This is a genomic window from Sphingopyxis sp. (assembly GCF_035686825.1).
Classification (GTDB): Bacteria; Pseudomonadota; Alphaproteobacteria; order Sphingomonadales; family Sphingomonadaceae; genus Sphingopyxis.
The window spans coordinates 388,697-406,632 of the sequence record NZ_DASRYZ010000006.1; the positions used below are offsets into that span (position 1 = coordinate 388,697).

20 protein-coding genes and 1 tRNA gene are annotated in these 17,936 nt (G+C 65.5%); 11 read left to right on the forward strand and 10 right to left on the reverse strand.

Annotated features, from left to right (window positions below; translation table 11 throughout):
- Positions 1-13: 13 nt before the first annotated feature.
- From VFG17_RS15325 to VFG17_RS15335, 3 genes are all read right to left on the reverse strand, one after another.
- Complete coding sequence (locus VFG17_RS15325) at positions 14-1,081, reverse strand: hypothetical protein (RefSeq protein WP_325030237.1); 1,068 nt, start codon at positions 1,079-1,081, stop codon at positions 14-16.
- A gap of 73 nt (positions 1,082-1,154) precedes the next feature.
- A complete protein-coding gene (locus tag VFG17_RS15330) occupies positions 1,155-1,619 on the reverse strand; it encodes a hypothetical protein (RefSeq protein ID WP_325030238.1) in 465 nt (154 codons plus the stop codon).
- Positions 1,620-1,630: 11 nt separating this feature from the next.
- Positions 1,631-2,635, reverse strand: a complete 1,005-nt coding sequence (locus VFG17_RS15335; protein ID WP_325030239.1) for a hypothetical protein — start codon at positions 2,633-2,635, stop codon at positions 1,631-1,633.
- A gap of 193 nt (positions 2,636-2,828) precedes the next feature.
- On the opposite strand from VFG17_RS15335, the gene VFG17_RS15340 reads away from it, so the two are divergent.
- Together VFG17_RS15340 and VFG17_RS15345 are read left to right on the forward strand one after the other, a co-directional pair.
- Entirely contained in the window at positions 2,829-4,028 is a 1,200-nt protein-coding gene (locus VFG17_RS15340; protein WP_325030240.1) for an AI-2E family transporter, read from the forward strand.
- 43 nt (positions 4,029-4,071) lie between these two features.
- Positions 4,072-4,148, forward strand: a tRNA-Asp gene (locus VFG17_RS15345).
- Positions 4,149-4,226: 78 nt separating this feature from the next.
- Here VFG17_RS15345 and VFG17_RS15350 read toward each other — a convergent pair.
- The 4 genes from VFG17_RS15350 to VFG17_RS15365 form a co-directional block, all read right to left on the reverse strand.
- Positions 4,227-4,457, reverse strand: a complete 231-nt coding sequence (locus tag VFG17_RS15350) for a DUF2842 domain-containing protein (protein ID WP_325030241.1) — start codon at positions 4,455-4,457, stop codon at positions 4,227-4,229.
- The gene (locus tag VFG17_RS15355; RefSeq protein ID WP_325030242.1) at positions 4,454-5,047 is read right to left on the reverse strand and encodes a 5-formyltetrahydrofolate cyclo-ligase; all 594 of its coding nucleotides are present in this window, start codon (positions 5,045-5,047) and stop codon (positions 4,454-4,456) included. Before VFG17_RS15355 ends, VFG17_RS15350 begins: the two co-directional genes overlap by 4 nt.
- A 219-nt stretch (positions 5,048-5,266) precedes the next feature.
- Positions 5,267-5,713, reverse strand: coding sequence for a cell division protein ZapA (locus tag VFG17_RS15360; RefSeq protein WP_325030243.1), 447 nt, complete (start codon positions 5,711-5,713; stop codon positions 5,267-5,269).
- Entirely contained in the window at positions 5,706-5,912 is a 207-nt protein-coding gene (locus VFG17_RS15365; RefSeq protein ID WP_325030244.1) for a hypothetical protein, read from the reverse strand. The genes VFG17_RS15360 and VFG17_RS15365 overlap by 8 nt, the downstream gene beginning before the upstream one ends.
- 156 nt (positions 5,913-6,068) lie before the next feature.
- Here VFG17_RS15365 and tkt point away from each other — a divergent pair, with 156 nt between their 5' ends.
- The 5 genes from tkt to VFG17_RS15390 all read left to right on the forward strand — a co-directional run bounded on the left by tkt (position 6,069) and on the right by VFG17_RS15390 (position 12,044).
- Entirely contained in the window at positions 6,069-8,036 is a 1,968-nt protein-coding gene (tkt, locus tag VFG17_RS15370) for a transketolase (protein ID WP_325030245.1), read from the forward strand.
- A 37-nt stretch (positions 8,037-8,073) separates the two neighbouring features.
- Positions 8,074-9,081: a type I glyceraldehyde-3-phosphate dehydrogenase gene (gap, locus tag VFG17_RS15375; protein ID WP_325030246.1), complete on the forward strand. Its 1,008-nt coding sequence runs from the start codon at positions 8,074-8,076 to the stop codon at positions 9,079-9,081.
- A 135-nt stretch (positions 9,082-9,216) separates the two neighbouring features.
- Entirely contained in the window at positions 9,217-10,413 is a 1,197-nt protein-coding gene (locus tag VFG17_RS15380) for a phosphoglycerate kinase (protein WP_325030247.1), read from the forward strand.
- A gap of 100 nt (positions 10,414-10,513) precedes the next feature.
- Complete coding sequence (locus VFG17_RS15385; protein ID WP_325030736.1) at positions 10,514-11,383, forward strand: fructose bisphosphate aldolase; 870 nt, start codon at positions 10,514-10,516, stop codon at positions 11,381-11,383.
- A gap of 4 nt (positions 11,384-11,387) precedes the next feature.
- A complete protein-coding gene (locus tag VFG17_RS15390) occupies positions 11,388-12,044 on the forward strand; it encodes an O-methyltransferase (RefSeq protein ID WP_325030248.1) in 657 nt (218 codons plus the stop codon).
- Here the strand turns inward: VFG17_RS15390 and VFG17_RS15395 are convergent.
- Positions 12,041-12,439 (reverse strand): hypothetical protein, encoded by a 399-nt coding sequence (locus tag VFG17_RS15395; protein WP_325030249.1) that lies wholly within the window; start codon positions 12,437-12,439, stop codon positions 12,041-12,043. The genes VFG17_RS15390 and VFG17_RS15395 overlap by 4 nt on opposite strands.
- A 35-nt stretch (positions 12,440-12,474) precedes the next feature.
- Between VFG17_RS15395 and thiE the strand changes: the two genes are divergently transcribed.
- The 4 genes from thiE to VFG17_RS15415 all read left to right on the forward strand — a co-directional run bounded on the left by thiE (position 12,475) and on the right by VFG17_RS15415 (position 16,995).
- The gene (gene thiE, locus VFG17_RS15400) at positions 12,475-13,113 is read left to right on the forward strand and encodes a thiamine phosphate synthase (protein ID WP_325030250.1); all 639 of its coding nucleotides are present in this window, start codon (positions 12,475-12,477) and stop codon (positions 13,111-13,113) included.
- Positions 13,114-13,433: 320 nt separating this feature from the next.
- Positions 13,434-15,389: an OPT family oligopeptide transporter gene (locus VFG17_RS15405; RefSeq protein ID WP_325030251.1), complete on the forward strand. Its 1,956-nt coding sequence runs from the start codon at positions 13,434-13,436 to the stop codon at positions 15,387-15,389.
- Positions 15,390-15,496: 107 nt separating this feature from the next.
- Positions 15,497-16,060: an elongation factor P gene (efp, locus tag VFG17_RS15410; RefSeq protein ID WP_295318780.1), complete on the forward strand. Its 564-nt coding sequence runs from the start codon at positions 15,497-15,499 to the stop codon at positions 16,058-16,060.
- 116 nt (positions 16,061-16,176) lie between these two features.
- Entirely contained in the window at positions 16,177-16,995 is an 819-nt protein-coding gene (locus VFG17_RS15415; RefSeq protein WP_325030252.1) for an inositol monophosphatase family protein, read from the forward strand.
- A gap of 23 nt (positions 16,996-17,018) precedes the next feature.
- Here the strand turns inward: VFG17_RS15415 and VFG17_RS15420 are convergent, their stop codons facing one another.
- Complete coding sequence (locus VFG17_RS15420; RefSeq protein WP_325030253.1) at positions 17,019-17,330, reverse strand: hypothetical protein; 312 nt, start codon at positions 17,328-17,330, stop codon at positions 17,019-17,021.
- A complete protein-coding gene (locus VFG17_RS15425) occupies positions 17,327-17,809 on the reverse strand; it encodes a YbjN domain-containing protein (RefSeq protein WP_325030254.1) in 483 nt (160 codons plus the stop codon). The genes VFG17_RS15420 and VFG17_RS15425 overlap by 4 nt, the downstream gene beginning before the upstream one ends.
- Positions 17,810-17,936: the final 127 nt, after the last annotated feature.

A 17,936-nucleotide genomic window follows, 5' to 3' on the forward strand; every position in this document is an offset into this window, starting at 1 on the left:
GTTCGTCACCCGATCAGTTGACGGTCGCGCGGAAGACGAGTGTGCTGGCGGTGCCCGCGGCGATCGAGGCGATCGTGCCCGACACGTTCGGCGCCGCATAACTGCCGCCGGTCGCGCCGTTGAAATCGCATGTCCCGCTGGTGACCGTGCCGCCGAGCAGGATCGACCCCGCATTGAACGTCAGCTGGCCCGGAACCGGGTCGGTGATCACCACCGACGTCGCCGCGGCACTGCCGGTGTTGGCGACCGCGATGCAATATTCGATGACCGCGCCCGGGATCAGCTTCGGATTCGTCGTCGCGTTGACGGGGTCCGAGATGATGCGACTGGTCTTGGTGACGGCAAGCGTCGCCGTCTGCACCGTATAATCGTCATTGTCGCTGTGCGACCCGTCGCGCGCCGCATCGCCCGCGGCGCCGGCCGTGATGTCGGCGAAGACCGTGTCCTTGCCGGCGGTGTTCGCGCCGGTGGTTTCGGTGATCGCCGCCCCCTGGGTGCCGATGCCTCCGCCTTCGCGCGCGGTGGCGCGAAGCGTGACGCCCGCCACCGCATTGTTCGCGAGGCCCGCCGGTATGTCGGCGACGACGAACAGGCGGATTGCGGTATCGACGACGAGTTCGTCGACATAGCCGGTGATCAGCGTGTCGCCCGCGTCCCAGCTGCCGATCGCTCCCGACGAGATATTGTCGCGATAGATGCGAATATTGTTGACGTTGAAGCTGTCGGTGCCGCCGTGCGAAGCGGTGCCGCCGACGATCTGCGTCGCCGTGAGCGCGAAATCGAGCGTCTCGTTCGACATGTTGGTCAGCTGGAAAGTCGTGACAGCATTGGCTTGCCCGGGCACGACGGTCGTCGTGAGATCCATGACTTCCTCGACAAGCACATTGATCTTGCGGTCGACGGTGAAATTGTTCGAGGCCGACTGCTGGCCCTGCGCGACGCCACCGACCTGATAGTCGACGGTGGCGGTATTGGTGATCGTGGTGCCCGCGGTCGTGCCGGCGGCAAAGGCCGGCGCGGCGGCGACGCTCGAAAGCGCCGTCAGACCGATGGCACCCATATAAGTCAGCTTGCTGGTCATAGCTGAGCTCCTGGGCTTTATGTGGTCGCCGTTTCCCCACCGCTGGCGACCGTTAAGCGGTTATTTCACTTCGCTATTTGACAACTCCCCGAAACATGAGCTTGCCTGTGCCGCCGACCGGGATCGGGGTCTGGAAAGCCCAGCGAATATGCGTCACGTCGGCCGGTTGCGCGGCGCGGCGCTCGCCGCCCTCCATCGGTACGCTCAGGTCGGAAAGCAGTCCCCACTGCTTGCCGCCATCGACCGAGACGAAGGGGCGCGTGTCGCCGGCGTCCGCGAAGCGAACCGCCGCGGGCATCGGGTTGGTGACGACGAACTTGTCGGCCGGCTGCGCGCCGGCGTTGCGATAGTTGAGCACGAAGACGAGCCGGTCGCCTGGAACGACCACCTTGGGTTCTTCGAGCAATATGCGTTGCTTGCCCTCGGCGTCGGTCGAAACGCGCTCGACGAACACATGATTGTCGAGCGCGACCTGGTTCGCGGCTAGCGCCGGGCCGGGCATCAGCGCGGCGAGCAAAAGGAAAAGGCCGGTGCGCATGGGCATCTCCATCAATCGATCGTGGTGCGGAAGGTGACGGTGCGGGTCTGGCCGCCGGCAACGGTGCCGAGCGCGACGTTGATCCGCGTGCCGTTATAATTGCCGGCGTCGGCATCGGCCGCGTCGGAGAGTGCGCTGCCGCCGAGCGTGATCGAACCGGGGACGTAACTGGTGTCCGCCGGAATATCGTCGGTGATCGCGAGGCCGTTCACCGAGCCGCTGCCCGCGACGGTGGCGACGATCGTGTAGGTGATCGTCGCACCCGGGATCGGGTCGGCGGTGTTCAGCGAATTGGTCACGACCGCCGATTTGACGAGCGTGACGGTCGCGGCCGAAACGAGGAATGTACCCGCGTCCTGCCCGTCGGCGCCGGTCGAGCCGACGACCGCGTCGCCGCCGCCTTCGCCTTGTCCGGCGAAGCTGTCGCCGGGATCGCCCGTGCCCGTCTTTGCGGCGGCGACGAGGCTGACGATGCCGCGATTGCCGTCGGCGGCCGCACCCGGCGTCGTCGCGAGGACGAAGACGGTGACGCTTTGGTCGGGATTGAGCGACGGATCGTTCGCGCCTGGCGTATAGAGCGTGTCGGTGCCCGCGTCGAAGAGGCCGTCGCCATTGTCGAGGTAGATCTGAGTGACGACGGGGTCGTAATCGTCACCCCCGGCGTCGGCGATCGTCGTCAGGCCAAAGGCCTCGACGCCGTTGCCGTTGTTCGTGACCGAGAAGGTGAGCATTTGCCCCGTCGCGCCGGGCGTCGTCGGGACGTCGCCCGGGTTGCTCGAATCGACCGTGACGTCGAGCAGTTCGTCGACGAGCAGGTCGACGCGGTTCGAATCGATCGTCGTCGTACCGCCGCCGGCATCGAAGCTCGCGGTGGCGGTGTTGCTGATGGTGGAGCCGGCGCGTGTGCCGGCGGCGTTGGCCTGCATCGGCAGCGCGAGCGCTACGAGCAGGGCCAGGGTCGAACAAGAGGGAAGAAGCTGATGCTTCGCGCCCCCCACAGGCGCTATCATCATCATATTGACTCCGAAACAGGTTGGTCCTTGGAGCCGTCAGTCGCTGATAAAGGGTAATTTCTGGTTAAAATGCAGGTAGAAGAGCGCGTCTTGCTCCAAAAAGGGACAAGCCCAGCCTTCGCTCCGCGCGAAACGGGGCGGCTGGCGCGGCAAGTAAAGCGCGCGTAAGGTGAGGCGGTTAACAAGGAGAAGCGGGGTGGCGGAGGACCGGGGCAGCAAGGATGTGCGTCCGCCGCGCGTCAATCCGCTGCACCAGATCGAGATCGACGATTTTCGCCGCGACCGGCTGCTTGCCGCGCTCGCGCTGATCCTCGGCGCGGCATTCTGCCTGGGATTGCCTTTTGCCCTGCAAGCCGGCGCCGAATTCTTCCTTCCGCTCACCGCGGCGATCGTCATCGCGATCGCGCTCGTGCCGCTGCTCGAATGGCTCGAACGGCGCGGCCTGCCGTCGGCGCTTGCGGCGTTCCTGGCGCTCGCGACCTTCCTCGCGATCATCAACGCGGCGCTCGCGATCATCGTCGTGCCGGCGACGGGCTGGTTCGCGCGCATTCCCGAATCGATTCCGCGCATCCAGAGCAATCTGGCGCCGCTGATCGACTTTTATTCGACTCTGCAACGCTTCGTCGACCGCACGCTGATGTCGGTGGCGAGCGGGACCGAAGCGACCGCACAGGCCGTCGCCGCGACGGCTCCGACCTCGGTGGTCGATTATTTCATCTCGTCGGCGCCCTCGGCGGCGATCCAGCTGTTCTTCGCGGTGCTCGTCATCTTCTTCTTCCTCGCGGGCTGGACGCGGCTGCGCAAAGGCACGATTCGCCGGCGCGGCAGCTTCGACGGCGCGATGCAGACCGCGCGTGTTATCCAGAATGTCGTCGATGCGACCGCCGACTATCTGGCGACGATCACGATGATCAACGCGATTCTGGGCCTTTCGGTCGCGCTGCTACTGTGGGCGCTCGGCATGCCGTCGCCCTTCATGTGGGGCGGAATCGTCAGCATCTGCAATTTCGTGCCCTATCTGGGGCCGATCGTCGCCGCGGTGCTGTTGGGGTTCGGCGGGCTGATGACCTTCGACGCTGTCGGGCTCGCGCTTTTGCCCGCGCTGATCTTCATCGGCGTCCACCTCGTCGAGGCGAATCTGATCACGCCTTTGGTGCTCGGCAAGCGGCTCACGATCAATCCGCTCCTCATTCTCGTGTCATTGAGCTTCTGGGGATGGGTGTGGGGGACGCCGGGCGCCTTGCTCGCGGTTCCGCTGCTGCTGATTTTGCAGACCGTGCTCGCGTCGACGGGGACGCCCGATCTTGCGGGTTTCCTGTTCGAACATGGCACGCTGACCACCACCGACGAGGTGCGCGATCGATTAAATCGCACACAGGATGCAAGCGACGGTTGACAGGCCGGAGCGAGGGCCATATTGGCGCGGCTCCCAAGCACACGCGGGTGTAGCTCAGTTGGTTAGAGTGCCGGCCTGTCACGCCGGAGGTCGCGGGTTCGAGCCCCGTCACTCGCGCCATTTCTCGTCTTTAGGGACGGAATGGCCACCGCAGCTTGGGACTTTCCATCACTGGAAATATGGGATTGGCGCCGCTCTTTAGCGGCGCCAAGTCCCCAGTTCCATCCAGCGCAGCAGCGGCTTCAAGGGCGCGATCCATATGATCCCCGCCACGAGATAGAAGATCGCCTGCACCAGCACCGGCCAGGTGCCTACCCACGGCGAGAGGCTGACGACGATCGCGGTCCATCCTGCGATCAGCGCAAGGATCAGGAACATGCCCGCGGGCTTGCGCCAGCTTGGCTGGGGGTTGGCCGGATCATGATTCACAAACGATCTCCGCAAAGGATGAATTCCTGTTCGGTCAATATCGCGTCGAGCGCGACGTCGGTCGATTCGCGCGGCGTAGCGTCGATTTCCTGCACCGACCAGCCGATACCGATGCGCAGCGCGCCGGGATGCGCGGCAAAATAGCGGTCGTAATGGCCGCCGCCCTGACCGATCCGGCCGCCCCGGCGATCGAAGCCGACGAGCGGACAGAAAATGAGATTCGGCGTCGCCAATGGCGCATCGTCGGCGGGCTGGCGGGTGCCCCACGGCCCTTTCGCCAGCGATTCACCGGGCCGCCACAAGCGAAAATCCATTTCCGCGATGCGTCCGGCGTGATGGGGCAGGGCAAGCGCGCCCGCCTGCGCAAGATCCGCGAACATCGGCAGGATGTCGGGCTCGTCGCCCCATGCGGCATAAGCGCCGACGATGGCATGGCCGGCGAGAAGCTCGGAAAGCGGCGCAGGGAGCGCGCGGAAAGCGGCCAACTGCGCCATGCCGTCGAGATTCGCGGCGAAATGCCGCCGCCGGAAGCGCAGCCGCTCGCGCAGTTTTTGCTTTTGAGCGGTGAGGTCGGCGGACAGGTCGGTCATCGCCTCCTCGGGAGCTTGGCGGGCAGGTTGGCGGGACCGCCGAGGTCGTTTGCTGGAAAGTCCTCTGACGCCAGTAACGTCAGGTGGGGACCATGTACGTCGGACCAGGGTCCGGGCAGGGACAGCCCCCTAGGATGATGTATCGCCTCAGGGATTTTCGCAAAAGCTCGTGCCGGGCAGTACCCGCCGCCCCCTATGTAAGGGCGCGGACGCGCGTGCTCAAGGGAGTTGCTCGACTTTTCCCGCGAGGGCTTCGATCCGGTCGGCGATCTGCAGCAGCGCGCGGTCGTTTGACGGATTGGTGGAAGGCGCCGTGGTCGCCGAATTTTGCCGCGCAGTCTCCAGCGCCTTGATCGCGTCTTGTTCGCGCGCGATGGCCGCCTTCAATTCGTCGCGCGTCTGCGCCTCGCGGCTCTCGGCGAGCGCGACCGCCGCGCGCAGCGAATCGGACTGCGGTTCGGTCTTTTCAACCTTGCCGCGGGCTTCCTGCATCTCGTCGGCGAGCATGAGCGCCGCGAACAGCAATTGCCGCACCTCGGTTCCGCCCGGCATCGTCCGGACCTTTTCATCGATGACCGATGCCAGTTGGGCCAACTGCGCTTCCTGTCCGTCGGCGCAGTGGACGTCGTAGGGACGGCCCCCGATGGTCAGTTTGACGTCAGCCACGATCCGCCTCCGCGATCAGCCGGTCGAGTTCGCCGATGACGGCGGCAACCTCGGCCTTTAGTGCCGATTGATCGGCGGCGGGGGCTGCAATGACGGGCGCGGGGCGGTTCGCCCGGTCGGCCAAGGCCTTTTCGATGCGGCTCAGTGCGCGTTCGATGCGGCCGATGGCCAGGCTGGATTCGTCGAGATCGAGTTCCATGACCAAGGGTTAGCAGCGCGGGGGGAGGGGCGCAATCGCCTCTCCGCGCCGAAATGCGCCACAATTTGTCCACAGGCGGTTGACTCCTGACCCCGCCCCCGCAAAGGGCTGTCCCCACCGAATCCGGTCACCTTCACATCCTTTCCCGGGGGACTCATGACACTGCCCGAACGTCAGCTCGCCAACGCGATCCGCGCGCTTGCGATGGACGCCGTACAGGCCGCAAACAGCGGCCATCCCGGGATGCCGATGGGCATGGCCGACGTCGCCACCGTGCTTTATTCGGACTATCTGAAGTTCGACCCGAGCGATCCGAAATGGGCCGACCGCGACCGATTCGTCCTCTCGGCGGGTCACGGCTCGATGCTCGCTTACGCGACGCTCAACCTCGCGGGCTATGCGCGGCCGACGATCGACGACATCCGCAATTTCCGCCAGCTCAACAGCCCTTGCGCGGGGCATCCCGAGAATTTCGAGCTAGAAGGCGTCGAGACGACGACCGGGCCGCTGGGGCAGGGGCTTGCGACCGCGGTTGGCATGGCGATCGCCGAGCGGCATCTGAACGCGATCTATGGCGACGATCTGGTCGATCATCGCACATATGTGATCGCGGGCGACGGGTGCCTGATGGAAGGCATCAACCACGAAGCCATTGGTTTGGCTGGGCATTTGCAGCTCGGGCGCCTGACGGTGCTGTGGGACGACAACAAGATCACGATCGATGGGTCGACCGACCTGTCGACCAGCGAGGATATTCGGGCGCGCTATGCCGCGACCGGCTGGCATGTCGAAAGCTGCGACGGTCATGATCCCGCCGACATTCGCCGCGCGATCGACGCCGCGCTGGCCGATCCGCGCCCGTCGCTGATCGCTTGCCGTACGATCATCGGTTTCGGCGCCCCGAACAAGCAGGGGACGTCGGCGACCCACGGTGCCCCGCTCGGCGCCGACGAGATCGCGGCCGCGCGCAAGGAACTTGGCTGGAGCGCCGAGCCCTTCGTCATTCCCGGCGATGTCGCGTCGGCCTGGGCCGCCTTTGGCGAGAAGGGCAAGAAACTTCATGCCGATTGGAATGATCGCCTCGCAACCAGCGACAAGAAAAGCGATTTCGAAGCGCGGCTGAGCGGCAAGATCGTTCCGGGCGACGCGTTCAAGGCCTATCTCGACGGCCTCGTCGCCGAGCCGCCGAAGGTCGCGACGCGCAAGGCGTCGGAGAACACGCTGACCGCGCTCACCGCCGACATCGCGTCGCTGGTCGGCGGCAGCGCCGACCTGACCGGTTCGAACAATACCAAAACCTCGTCGACCAAGCCGCTGACGAAGAATGATTATTCGGGCCGCTATATCTATTATGGCATCCGTGAGTTCGGCATGGCCGCGGCGATGAACGGCATGGCGCTGCATGGCGGCGTCGTGCCCTATGGCGGCACCTTCCTCGTCTTTGCCGACTATTGCCGCGCCGCGATTCGCCTGTCGGCGCTCCAGCAGCAACGCGTCGTTTATGTGATGACGCACGACAGCATCGGGCTCGGCGAAGACGGCCCGACGCACCAGCCGATCGAGCATCTCCAGTCGCTGCGCGCGATGCCGAACCTGCTTGTGATGCGCCCCGCCGACGCGGTCGAGACCGCCGAATGTTGGGCGCTCGCGCTCGCGCAGGAGGATAGGCCGTCGCTGCTCGCGCTGACCCGCCAGAATCTTCCGCCGCTGCGTCATGACGTCACCGAAAATCTTTGCGCCAAGGGCGGTTACCGCCTGCGCGGCGCCTCGGCGGCACGCAAAGTCGTGCTCGTCGCCACCGGTTCCGAAGTCGCGCTCGCGGTCGAAGTCGCCGAGAAGCTCGAAGCCGCCGGCCATGGCGCCGACGTTATCTCGATGGTCTCGACCGAATTGTTCGACGAGCAGACGGCGGCCTATCAGGCCGATATCCTGCCCGAAGACGCGTTGATCGTCTCGATCGAGGCGGGCACGACCTTTGGCTGGGAACGCTACACCGGCCGCCACGGCCTGCGCTTCGGCATCGACAGCTTCGGCGCTTCGGCACCGATTGAAGACCTATTCAAGCATTTCGGCCTGACCGCCGATGCTATCGCACCCCAGATCCTGGCACGGCTGAACGCTTAAGGACCGGCCGCCCATTCGCAGAAAGGACTCCCCGAACATGGCAGTGAAAGTCGCAATCAACGGTTTCGGACGCATCGGCCGTCTCGTGGCGCGCGCGATCCTCGAACGCCCCGACTGCGGGCTCGAGCTCGTCGCGATCAACGACCTCGCCGACGCCAAGGCGAACGCGCTGCTGTTCAAGCGCGACAGCGTCCACGGTCCTTTCCCGGGTGAGGTGTCGGCCGAGGGCGACACGATGGTCGTCAACGGCAAGTCGATCCGCGTCACCAAGGAACGCGACCCCGCCAACCTGCCGCACGGCGAGCTCGGCGTCGACATCGCGCTCGAATGCACGGGCTTCTTCACCGACGCCGAAAGCGCGGGCAAGCACCTCGCCGCCGGCGCGAAGCGCGTGCTGATCTCGGCCCCCGCCAAGGGTGTCGACCTGACCGTCGTTTATGGCGTCAACCACGACAAGCTGACCGGCGAGCACAAGATCGTGTCGAACGCGAGCTGCACGACTAACTGCCTCGCGCCGGTCGCCAAGGTGCTGAACGACACGCTCGGCATCGAGCGCGGCCTGATGACCACGGTCCACGCCTATACCAACGACCAGAAGATCCTCGACCAGATCCACAGCGACATGCGCCGCGCGCGTGCCGCGGGCATGTCGATCATCCCCACGACGACGGGCGCCGCGCGCGCGGTCGGCGAAGTGCTGCCCGAGCTCAAGGGCAAACTCGACGGTTCGGCGATCCGCGTGCCGACCCCGAACGTCAGCCTGGTCGACCTGACCTTCACCCCGAAGCGCGACACGAGCGTCGAGGAAGTGAACAAGATCCTGAAGGACGCCTCGGAAGGCGCGCTGAAGGGCGTTCTCGCCTTTTCGGACGAGCCGCTGGTCTCGATCGATTACAACCACTGCCCGGCGAGCTCGACGATCGACAGCCTCGAAACCTCGGTGCTCGAAGGCAAGCTGGTTCGCGTCGTCAGCTGGTACGACAATGAATGGGGCTTCTCGAACCGCATGGTCGACACCGCGGGCGTGATCGCCAAGCTGCTTTAATCGGCTTGCGCCCCTGCGAAGGCAGGGGCCTATCTCCAGCCGTATCGGTATCGAACGAACGGCAGCGGAGAAGGACAGCGTAGGAGATGGGCCCCTGCCTTCGCAGGGGCACACTCCGGGAACGGAGTGAGAGAAATGACCGCCTTCAAGACCTTGGACGATATCGGTGACGTCACCGGCAAGCGCGTGCTCGTGCGCGTCGACCTCAACGTCCCGTTGTTCGAGGGGGCGGTCAGCGACGCGACCCGCATCCAGGCGGCGATGCCGACGATCCGCGAACTGTCGGACAAGGGCGCGATCGTCCTGCTGCTCGCTCATTTCGGGCGGCCGAAGGGCGCGAAGAACCCGACCCAGTCGCTGAGCCTCGTCATGGGCGGGGTCGAGGATGTGCTCGGCCATTCGGTCATGTTCATCCCCGAGGCCGTGGGCGATGGCGCGAAGGCGGGGATCGCGGTGCTTGCGCCCGGCGACGTCGCGGTGCTCGAAAACACGCGCTTCTATCCGGGCGAAGAAAAGAACGACCCCGCCTTTGCCGATGCGCTCGCCGAGATCGGCGACCTTTACGTCAACGACGCCTTTTCGGCGGCGCACCGCGCGCATGGCTCGACCGAGGGTATCGCCCACCGCCTTCCCGCCTATGCGGGCCGCGCAATGGAGGCCGAACTCAAGGCGCTCGACGCCGCGCTCGGCAGCCCTGTGCATCCCGTCGCGGCGGTGGTCGGCGGCGCCAAAGTGTCGAGCAAGATCGACGTGCTCAGGAACCTCGTCGCGCAGGTCGATCATCTGATCATCGGCGGCGGCATGGCGAACACCTTCCTCGCCGCGCGCGGGGTCGATGTCGGCAAGTCGCTGTGCGAGCATGACCTGGTCGACACCGCGAACGCGATCTTCGACGCCGCCGATGCCGCAGGCTGCACGATCCATCTGCCCTATGACGTCGTGGTGGCAAAGCAGTTCGCCCCCAACCCGCCGACGCGCACGGTCAACGTCCACGAGGTCGCCGCCGACGAAATGATCCTCGACGTTGGTCCGGCCGCAGTCGAAGCCTTGGCCGACGTGCTCAAGAATTGCCGCACGCTGGTATGGAACGGCCCGCTCGGCGCGTTCGAGACGCCGCCGTTCGACACCGCGACCGTCGCGCTGGCGAAGACCGCCGCCGCGCTGACGCGCGAAGGCTCGCTGACCTCGGTCGCGGGCGGCGGCGATACCGTCGCGGCGCTCAACCATGCCGGCGTCGCCGACGACTTCAGCTTCGTTTCGACCGCCGGCGGCGCCTTCCTCGAATGGATGGAAGGCAAGCCGTTGCCGGGCGTCGACGCGCTGAAGGCGTAGAACTTCCGCCCGCGTTGCATCCGACCACAGGGGTCGCTATTGGCACCGCCACATACGTATGCAAACAACCGGAGATCCTATGACCACCGCCAATGCCGAAATGCTCGACCAGATCAAATCGGGGCAGGGCTTTATCGCCGCGCTCGACCAGAGCGGCGGTTCGACGCCCAAGGCATTGAAGGGTTATGGCATCGAGGCGGACGCTTTCTCGAACGACGAGGAGATGTTCGGCCTGATCCACGACATGCGCAGTCGCATCGTCACCGCGCCCTGCTTCAACGGCGAGAAAGTGATCGGCGCGATCCTGTTCGAACGCACGATGGACGGCGAGGCGGGCGGCAAGCCTGTGCCCGCGCTCCTCTGGGAACGCGGCGTGGTGCCGTTCCTGAAAGTCGACAAAGGCCTCGAGGACGAAGCCGATGGCGTCCAGCTGATGAAGGCGAACCCGGGCCTCGACGATCTGTGCGAACGCGCGGTCGCGAAGGGCGCGTTCGGCACCAAGATGCGCAGCGTCGTCAACCTCGCCAATCCGGCGGGGATCAAGGCGATCGTCGATCAGCAGTTCGCCGAAGCGAAGCGCATCGCCGCGCATGGCCTCGTCCCGATCATCGAGCCCGAGGTGAATATCAAGAGCGCCGAGCGTGACGCGGCGGATCGCCTGCTGCTCAAGGAGCTGATCGCGGCGCTCGACGCCTGGACCGGCGCGCCGGTGATGCTGAAGCTGTCGCTGCCGACCGAAGCGGGCCTGTTCCAGCCGCTCGTCGATCATCCGAAGGTGCTGCGCGTCGTCGCGCTGTCGGGCGGTTTCGCGCGCCCCGAAGCCTGCGTCGAACTGGCGAAGAACCCGGGCATCATCGCGAGCTTCAGCCGCGCGCTTCTGGAGGACCTGCGCCACCAGATGAATGACGACGAGTTCAACAATTCGCTTGGCGGCGCGATCAACGAAATTCACGCGGCTTCTATAGCCTGATGTGATGGGAGAGAGGTGGCAAGCCGTCGACGATTATATCGCCGGTAAATTGCTGGGCGCGGATGACGCGCTTGCCGCCGCTCTCGCGAATAATGCCAAGCAAAGCCTGCCGCCGATCGACGTGTCGCCGGCGCAAGGCAAGATGCTGTTCCTGCTCGCGCAGGTCGCCGGGGCGAAGCGCATCCTCGAAATCGGAACGCTCGGCGGTTATTCGACGATCTGGCTGGCGCGGGCGCTGCCCGATGACGGCGAATTGGTGACGCTCGAGTTGGAGGCGCATCACGCCCGCGTGGCGCGCGAGAATCTGGAGCGGGCCGGACAGGCGGGCAAGGTCGATATCCGCGTCGGCCCCGCCGCCGACAGCCTTGCCGCGATGACGGACGAAGCGCCCTTCGATTTCGTCTTCGTCGACGCCGACAAGCAGAATAATGCGCATTATGTCGAGGAGGCGATCCGGCTCGGCCGCTCCGGTACGACGATCATCATCGACAATGTCGTGCGCGAGGGCGGTGTGCTCGATGCGGACAGCGATGACGAACGCATCATCGGCACGCGCGCATTGTTCGACATGCTTGCCACCAATCCGCGCCTCGACGCGACCGCGGTGCAGACCGTCGGCGCGAAGAAATGGGACGGTTTCGTGCTGGCGCGGGTGCGTTAAAGCCCGCCCGCGAAGCGGAACGAGAAGCGATAGTCGCTCGGCTTGATCTCGATATCGGTGCGCTTCTCCGGCCGCACCGATTCGAGCGTGAACTGGCCGTCGGCAAGCTGGGTGGGCTCACCGAGCGTGACCTCGAACGGCTGTTTTTCGCCATTGCCGCGGATCCAGACCATCTTCACCCGCACGCGCCCGGCCCAGACGCATCGCGCGTTCATCGGGCAGCGGCTGTCCTCGACCACCTCGACCGGTTGGACGATCGGGCCATCGACATAGGCGCGTTGGCCAAGCGCGACGTCGCTGCCGTCGGCGAGCGGTGCGCCGGCCGTCGTCGCGCAGGCCGAAAGGGCGAAGGCGGCGGGGAGGGCGATGGCGGCAAGGCGAACGATGTTCTGCATTTGCCCGTCTCTGGCGGCGTCGCTATGAACGCGCCATGACCACGACCCATTGCCAGCTTTACCTCATTTCCCCGCTCGATGTCGGGGGCGATTTTCCGGCGCAGCTGGAGGAAGCGCTGTCCGCCGGCCCCGTTGCCGCCTTCCAGTTTCGCGTCAAGGATATCGACCAGCATGAAGCGGCGCGGCTCGCCGAACCGTTGCAGGCGATCTGCGCCGCGCACGAGGTCGCCTTCATCGTCAACGACGATGTCGCGCTCGCGAAGCGGCTCAAAGCCGACGGCGTCCACCTGGGGCAGGGCGACGGCGATCCCAGGGAAGCGCGCCGCCTGCTCGGGCCCGACACGCAGATCGGCGTGACGTGCCACGACAGCCGCCACCTCGCGATGGAAGCGGGTGAGGCGGGCGCCGATTATGTTGCGTTCGGCGCCTTCTTCCCGACGACCACCAAGGCCGTCGAGCATCATCCCGAACCCGAAATATTGACCTGGTGGCAGGGGCTGTTCGAACTGCCGTGCGTCGCGATCGGCGGGATCACGGTCGATAATGCGCAGATTCTCGTCGACGCCGGGGCCGATTTTCTTGCGGTGTCCGGCGGCGTGTGGGCGCATCCCGAAGGTCCCGGCGCGGCGGTGCGCGCCTTTGCCGATATTCTCGAAAATCAGCCGGCGGGATAGTCGCGCCCCGGCGTTTTCGGCGCCTTTTTGGGCGCAGGCGACGTCGCCGCATCCTTGCGCCAGCCAAAGAGGCCGGCGCAAGGCGCCCCGCGCGACGAAGTTGCTGCGTTGCCGCGAGGGAACGGCGGGGTAAGCTTCGAACGATCGATATTCATCATGGGCGGGGATATGGCAGCGTCGCCGGGCGGCATATTGGATCGATGCGTCAAAAGGGTATCGGCCCGTCGCTTTTGGCGTTTCGATCCAATGGACTGCGGTTCGTGGCTTTTTGCTTGCGCTGGGCCCGGCGCCCCGCAAGACAGCGGACGGGGAGATTCTTGATGAGCGAAACCACCACGACCTCGCGCGGCCGCGAACTCACGATCCGCGCGATCCTGCTCGGCGGGCTGCTGACTTTGGCGTTCACCGCGGCGAACGTCTATCTGGGGCTGAAGGTCGGGCTGACCTTTGCGACCTCGATCCCCGCAGCGGTGATCTCGATGGCGCTGCTGCGCTATATGGCGGGTTCGACCATCCTCGAGAATAATATCGTCCAGACGATCGCGAGCGCCGCGGGCACGCTGGCGGCGATCATCTTCGTGCTGCCGGGGCTGGTGATGGTCGGGTATTGGCAGGGCTTTCCGCTGCTCGAAACGACCGCGATCACGATGCTCGGCGGGATTTTGGGGGTGCTGTTCTCGGTGCCGCTGCGCCGCGCGCTCGTCGTCGATTCGGACTTGCCCTATCCCGAAGGCCGCGCCGCCGCCGAAGTGCTGAAGGTCGGCGTGGCCAGCGCCGAGGGCGCCGAGGAGAATCGCGCGGGCCTGTCCGCGCTGATGTGGAACGCGCTCGTGGCGGCGGGCTTTACCCTGCTCACCCAGATGAAGCTCGCGGGCGCCGAGGTCGCGCGCTGGTTCGCGGTCGGCAGCGGCGCGACCGGCGTCGCGGGTGGGCTCGCCTTCGCGCTGTTCGGCGTCGGGCATCTTGTAGGCCTGTCGGTCGGCATGGCGCAGCTCGTCGGGCTGATCACCGGCTGGTGGGTGCTGCTGCCGATCCTGACGCAAGGCGGAGCGGGCGACCCCGAGACGCTGGCGAACACCGTGTTTCGCGCCGATGTGCGCTTTTTCGGCGCGGGGGTGATTGCGGTCGCGGCGATCTGGACGCTGATCAAGATCGCGGGGCCGGTGCTCGGCGGCATCCGCTCGGCGATGGCGGCGAGCCGTGCGCGACAGGGCGGACAGGCGCTGGCGATCGAGGAACAGGATATGTCGATCGGCTGGGTGTTCGGCGGGTCGCTGTTCCTGATGCTGCCGATCGGGGCGCTGCTCTGGTTCGAGCTTTCGGGCGGGCCGCTCGCGGGCGCGTCGTTCGCGCTGATCGCGGGCGCGATCCTGTTCATCATCATCGTCGGGCTGATGATCGCGTCGGTCACCGGCTATATGGCGGGCCTCATCGGCGCGTCGAACTCGCCGGTGTCGGGGATCGGCATCCTCGCGATCATCGCGTCGTCGCTGCTCCTCCTCGGCCTGCTCGGGCGCGGCGGGGGGGAGGCGGAGGTCAGCGCGATGGTCGCCTATGCGCTGATCGTCACCGGGCTGGTCTTCGGCATCGCGACGATCTCGAACGACAATCTCCAGGATTTGAAGACCGGCCAGCTCGTCGGCGCGACGCCGTGGAAACAGCAGGTCGCGCTGATCATCGGCGTGATCTTCGGTTCGCTCGTCGTGCCGCCGGTGCTCAACGTGCTCAACGAGACGCTGGGTTTCGTCGGCGCGCCGGGCGCGGGACCGAACGCGCTCGCGGCGCCGCAGGCGGGGCTGATCTCGTCGCTCGCGCAGGGTGTGCTCGGCGGCGACCTCAACTGGACGATGCTGACTTATGGCGCGATCGCGGGCGTCGGCTTCATCATCGTCGATGCGCTGCTCGGGCGCGCGGGCAAGCTGCGGTTGCCGCCGCTGGCGATCGGCATCGGCATCTATCTGCCGATGGCGGTGATCCTGCCGGTGGTGATCGGCGCGGTCGGCGGCTGGTTCTATGACCGCTGGGCGGCGAAGCGCCCGAACGCCAGCTTCGCGCACCGTATGGGCGTGCTCACCGCGACGGGGATGATCGTCGGCGAAAGCCTGTTCGGCGTGCTCTACGCGGGCATTGTCGCGGGAAGCGGCAGCGATGCGCCGCTGGCGGTGGTGGGCGACGGTTATGCGCCCTATGCGCCGTGGGTCGGCCTGCTGCTCTTCGTCGGGCTGGTGTGGCTGAGCTACAAGCGCACGCGCGCGATGGTCGTGGCGACACCCTGACACGCGGCTTGCCCTTCGGCGCGCGCGCGGCTAAAGGCGCGCACCTGATAGCGGTGCCCGGCGGGCGCGGCTTTGCTCTTTCCATTCTTGTCTAGTGAGTGTGCGCGATGAAGATCACCGGCGTTGAAATCCGTCCCGGCAATATTATCGAATATGAAGGCGGCATCTGGAAGGTCACCAAGATCCAGCACACCCAGCCGGGCAAGGGCGGCGCCTATATGCAGGTCGAAGCCAAGAACCTGATCGACGGACGCAAGCTCAACAACCGTTTCCGCAGCGCCGACACGGTCGAAAAGGTGCGCCTCGACACCAAGGATTTCCAGTTCCTCTATGCCGAGGGCGACGACCTGGTGTTCATGGACAAGGACAGCTTCGAACAGATCAACATCTCGAAAGAAGTCGTCGGCGAAGCGCATGAATTCCTGCAGGACGGCATGGACGTCGTGCTCGAGCTTTGGGAAGAGCGCCCGATCTCGGTCGAACTCCCTGAAACGATCGAAGCGACGATCGTCGAGGCCGACGCGGTGGTGAAGGGCCAGACGGCGTCGTCGTCGTACAAGCCCGCGATCCTCGACAATGGCGTGCGCGTGATGGTGCCGCCGCACATCACCAGCGGCACGAAGATCGTCGTGCATGTGTACGACCGCGAATATGTGCGGCGTGCGGACTAAATAACGTTGCCCCCGCGAAGGCGGGGGCCGCTGTCAACCTTGCGCTACGCCGATAGCGGCCCCCGCCTTCGCGGGGGCGACGTGTCGGTGAAAGTGACGCGTTGGAAGGAAGAACAATGGCCGTATCCGGCATCATCACCGTCATGGAACGCGCGGCGCGCAAGGCGGGCACGAAGCTGCGCCGCGACTTCGGCGAGATCGAGCATCTGCAGGTCTCGCAAAAGGGACCCGCCGATTTCGTGTCGAAGGCCGACCAGGCCGCCGAGCGCACCCTCTATGACGAGCTGACCCATGCGCGTCCGGGCTGGGGCTTCAAGATGGAAGAGGCGGGCGAGATCGAGGGCGATCCCGGCAAGCCGCGCTTCATCATCGACCCGCTCGACGGAACCTCGAACTTTCTCCACGCGATCCCGCATTTCGCGATCTCGATCGCGGTGCAGGAACCCAAGCCCGGCGGCGGCTGGGGCGAGGTGACGGCGGCGCTGGTGTATCAGCCCGTCACCGACGAAAGCTATTGGGCCGAGCGCGGTCGCGGTGCGTGGCTGCATGACCGGCGCCTTCGCGTCGCGTCGCGCCGCCACCTCAACGAATGCCTGATCGCGACGGGTATCCCTTACATGGGCCATGGCAATATGGCGCAGTGGAGCCGCATTTTCGGCGCGGTCGCGCCCGAAGTCGCCGGCATCCGCCGCTTCGGCGCCGCGAGCCTCGACCTCGCATGGGTCGCGGCGGGCCGTTACGACGGTTTCTGGGAAAGCGACCTGCAGGTCTGGGACGTCGCGGCGGGCATGTTGCTCGTGCGCGAAGCCGGCGGCTTCGTCAGCGATTTCCGCGGCGGCGACCGCGCGGTCGACCGCAGCGAGTTCATCGCCGGCAGCGCCGCGGTGCATTCAAAGCTTCAGAAGCTGGTCGCGGGCGCGCTGCGCAACGCGTGATCGAGGGTCGCCCCGGGGCCGCGTTACAGGATTTCGAGAACGCGCCCGGATGCGATCCGCCTCGATCCCGCATATAACCGAAATTGCTGGCCGACCGCGAGAAAGAGGTTTCCGGTAAAGGTCATAACCGAAAGCGTTATTTTTCCCGATTCTCCAAAGAATATCGGCTCATCACAGGCTTTGACGCGTCCGGGATAGAAAACTTTATCCACCAATATGCTGGGTCCCCAATCGGCGGTGATTGGTTTGTCGCGCCTTTCAACGCCCGGGTCGACGTCGAATGTGACAAGCGCGATCAGGTCATATCCCGCATCCCGATTAAAGGGTTCGCTCACTTCTCGAAAACATAGGCCCGAAAGCTGTCCATCAGCGACGCCCAGGTGTTGAAGGTTTCACCGACATTCTCGCGCGGGATGCCCTGGAAGTCGAGGTCGACGTCCATTTCGAGCACCGGGTCGCCGGCATCGTCCTTATAGGCGCGGGCGAAGCGCTTTTCCTTGTTCCACTGGTTGAGCCGGTCGAGCGTGACGTCCTTCGCGTCGCTGAAGCCCATATAATATTGCAGCGTCTTGCACCGCTCGCCCGCGTCGCAGTTCATAAAGAGCACGAGGAATTTGAGGCCGTTCCGGTTGCTCTCGATATAGGGGTCGTCGCCATCCTTGGCGACGATCGTCGCGGGCCAGCCCTGCGACTCGACGATCGCCTTGATCGTTTCCGGATTCGCCGCGTTGACCAGCTCGGCATGCGCCGGAGTCGCCGGGAAAAGCGCCAGCGGGGCGAAGGCGAGGGCGGCGCGAGCGGTGATTGGTCCCATGAAAGCTCCCTTTATCGATTTAGCGTCCGTACCGCCCCGAAAAGTGCGGTGCAGCGGCCCTTTTTCGATGGCGTATCACAGCGATAGGCCCGCTCGCCAGCGCGCAATATGTTTTTGGTTACGCAAG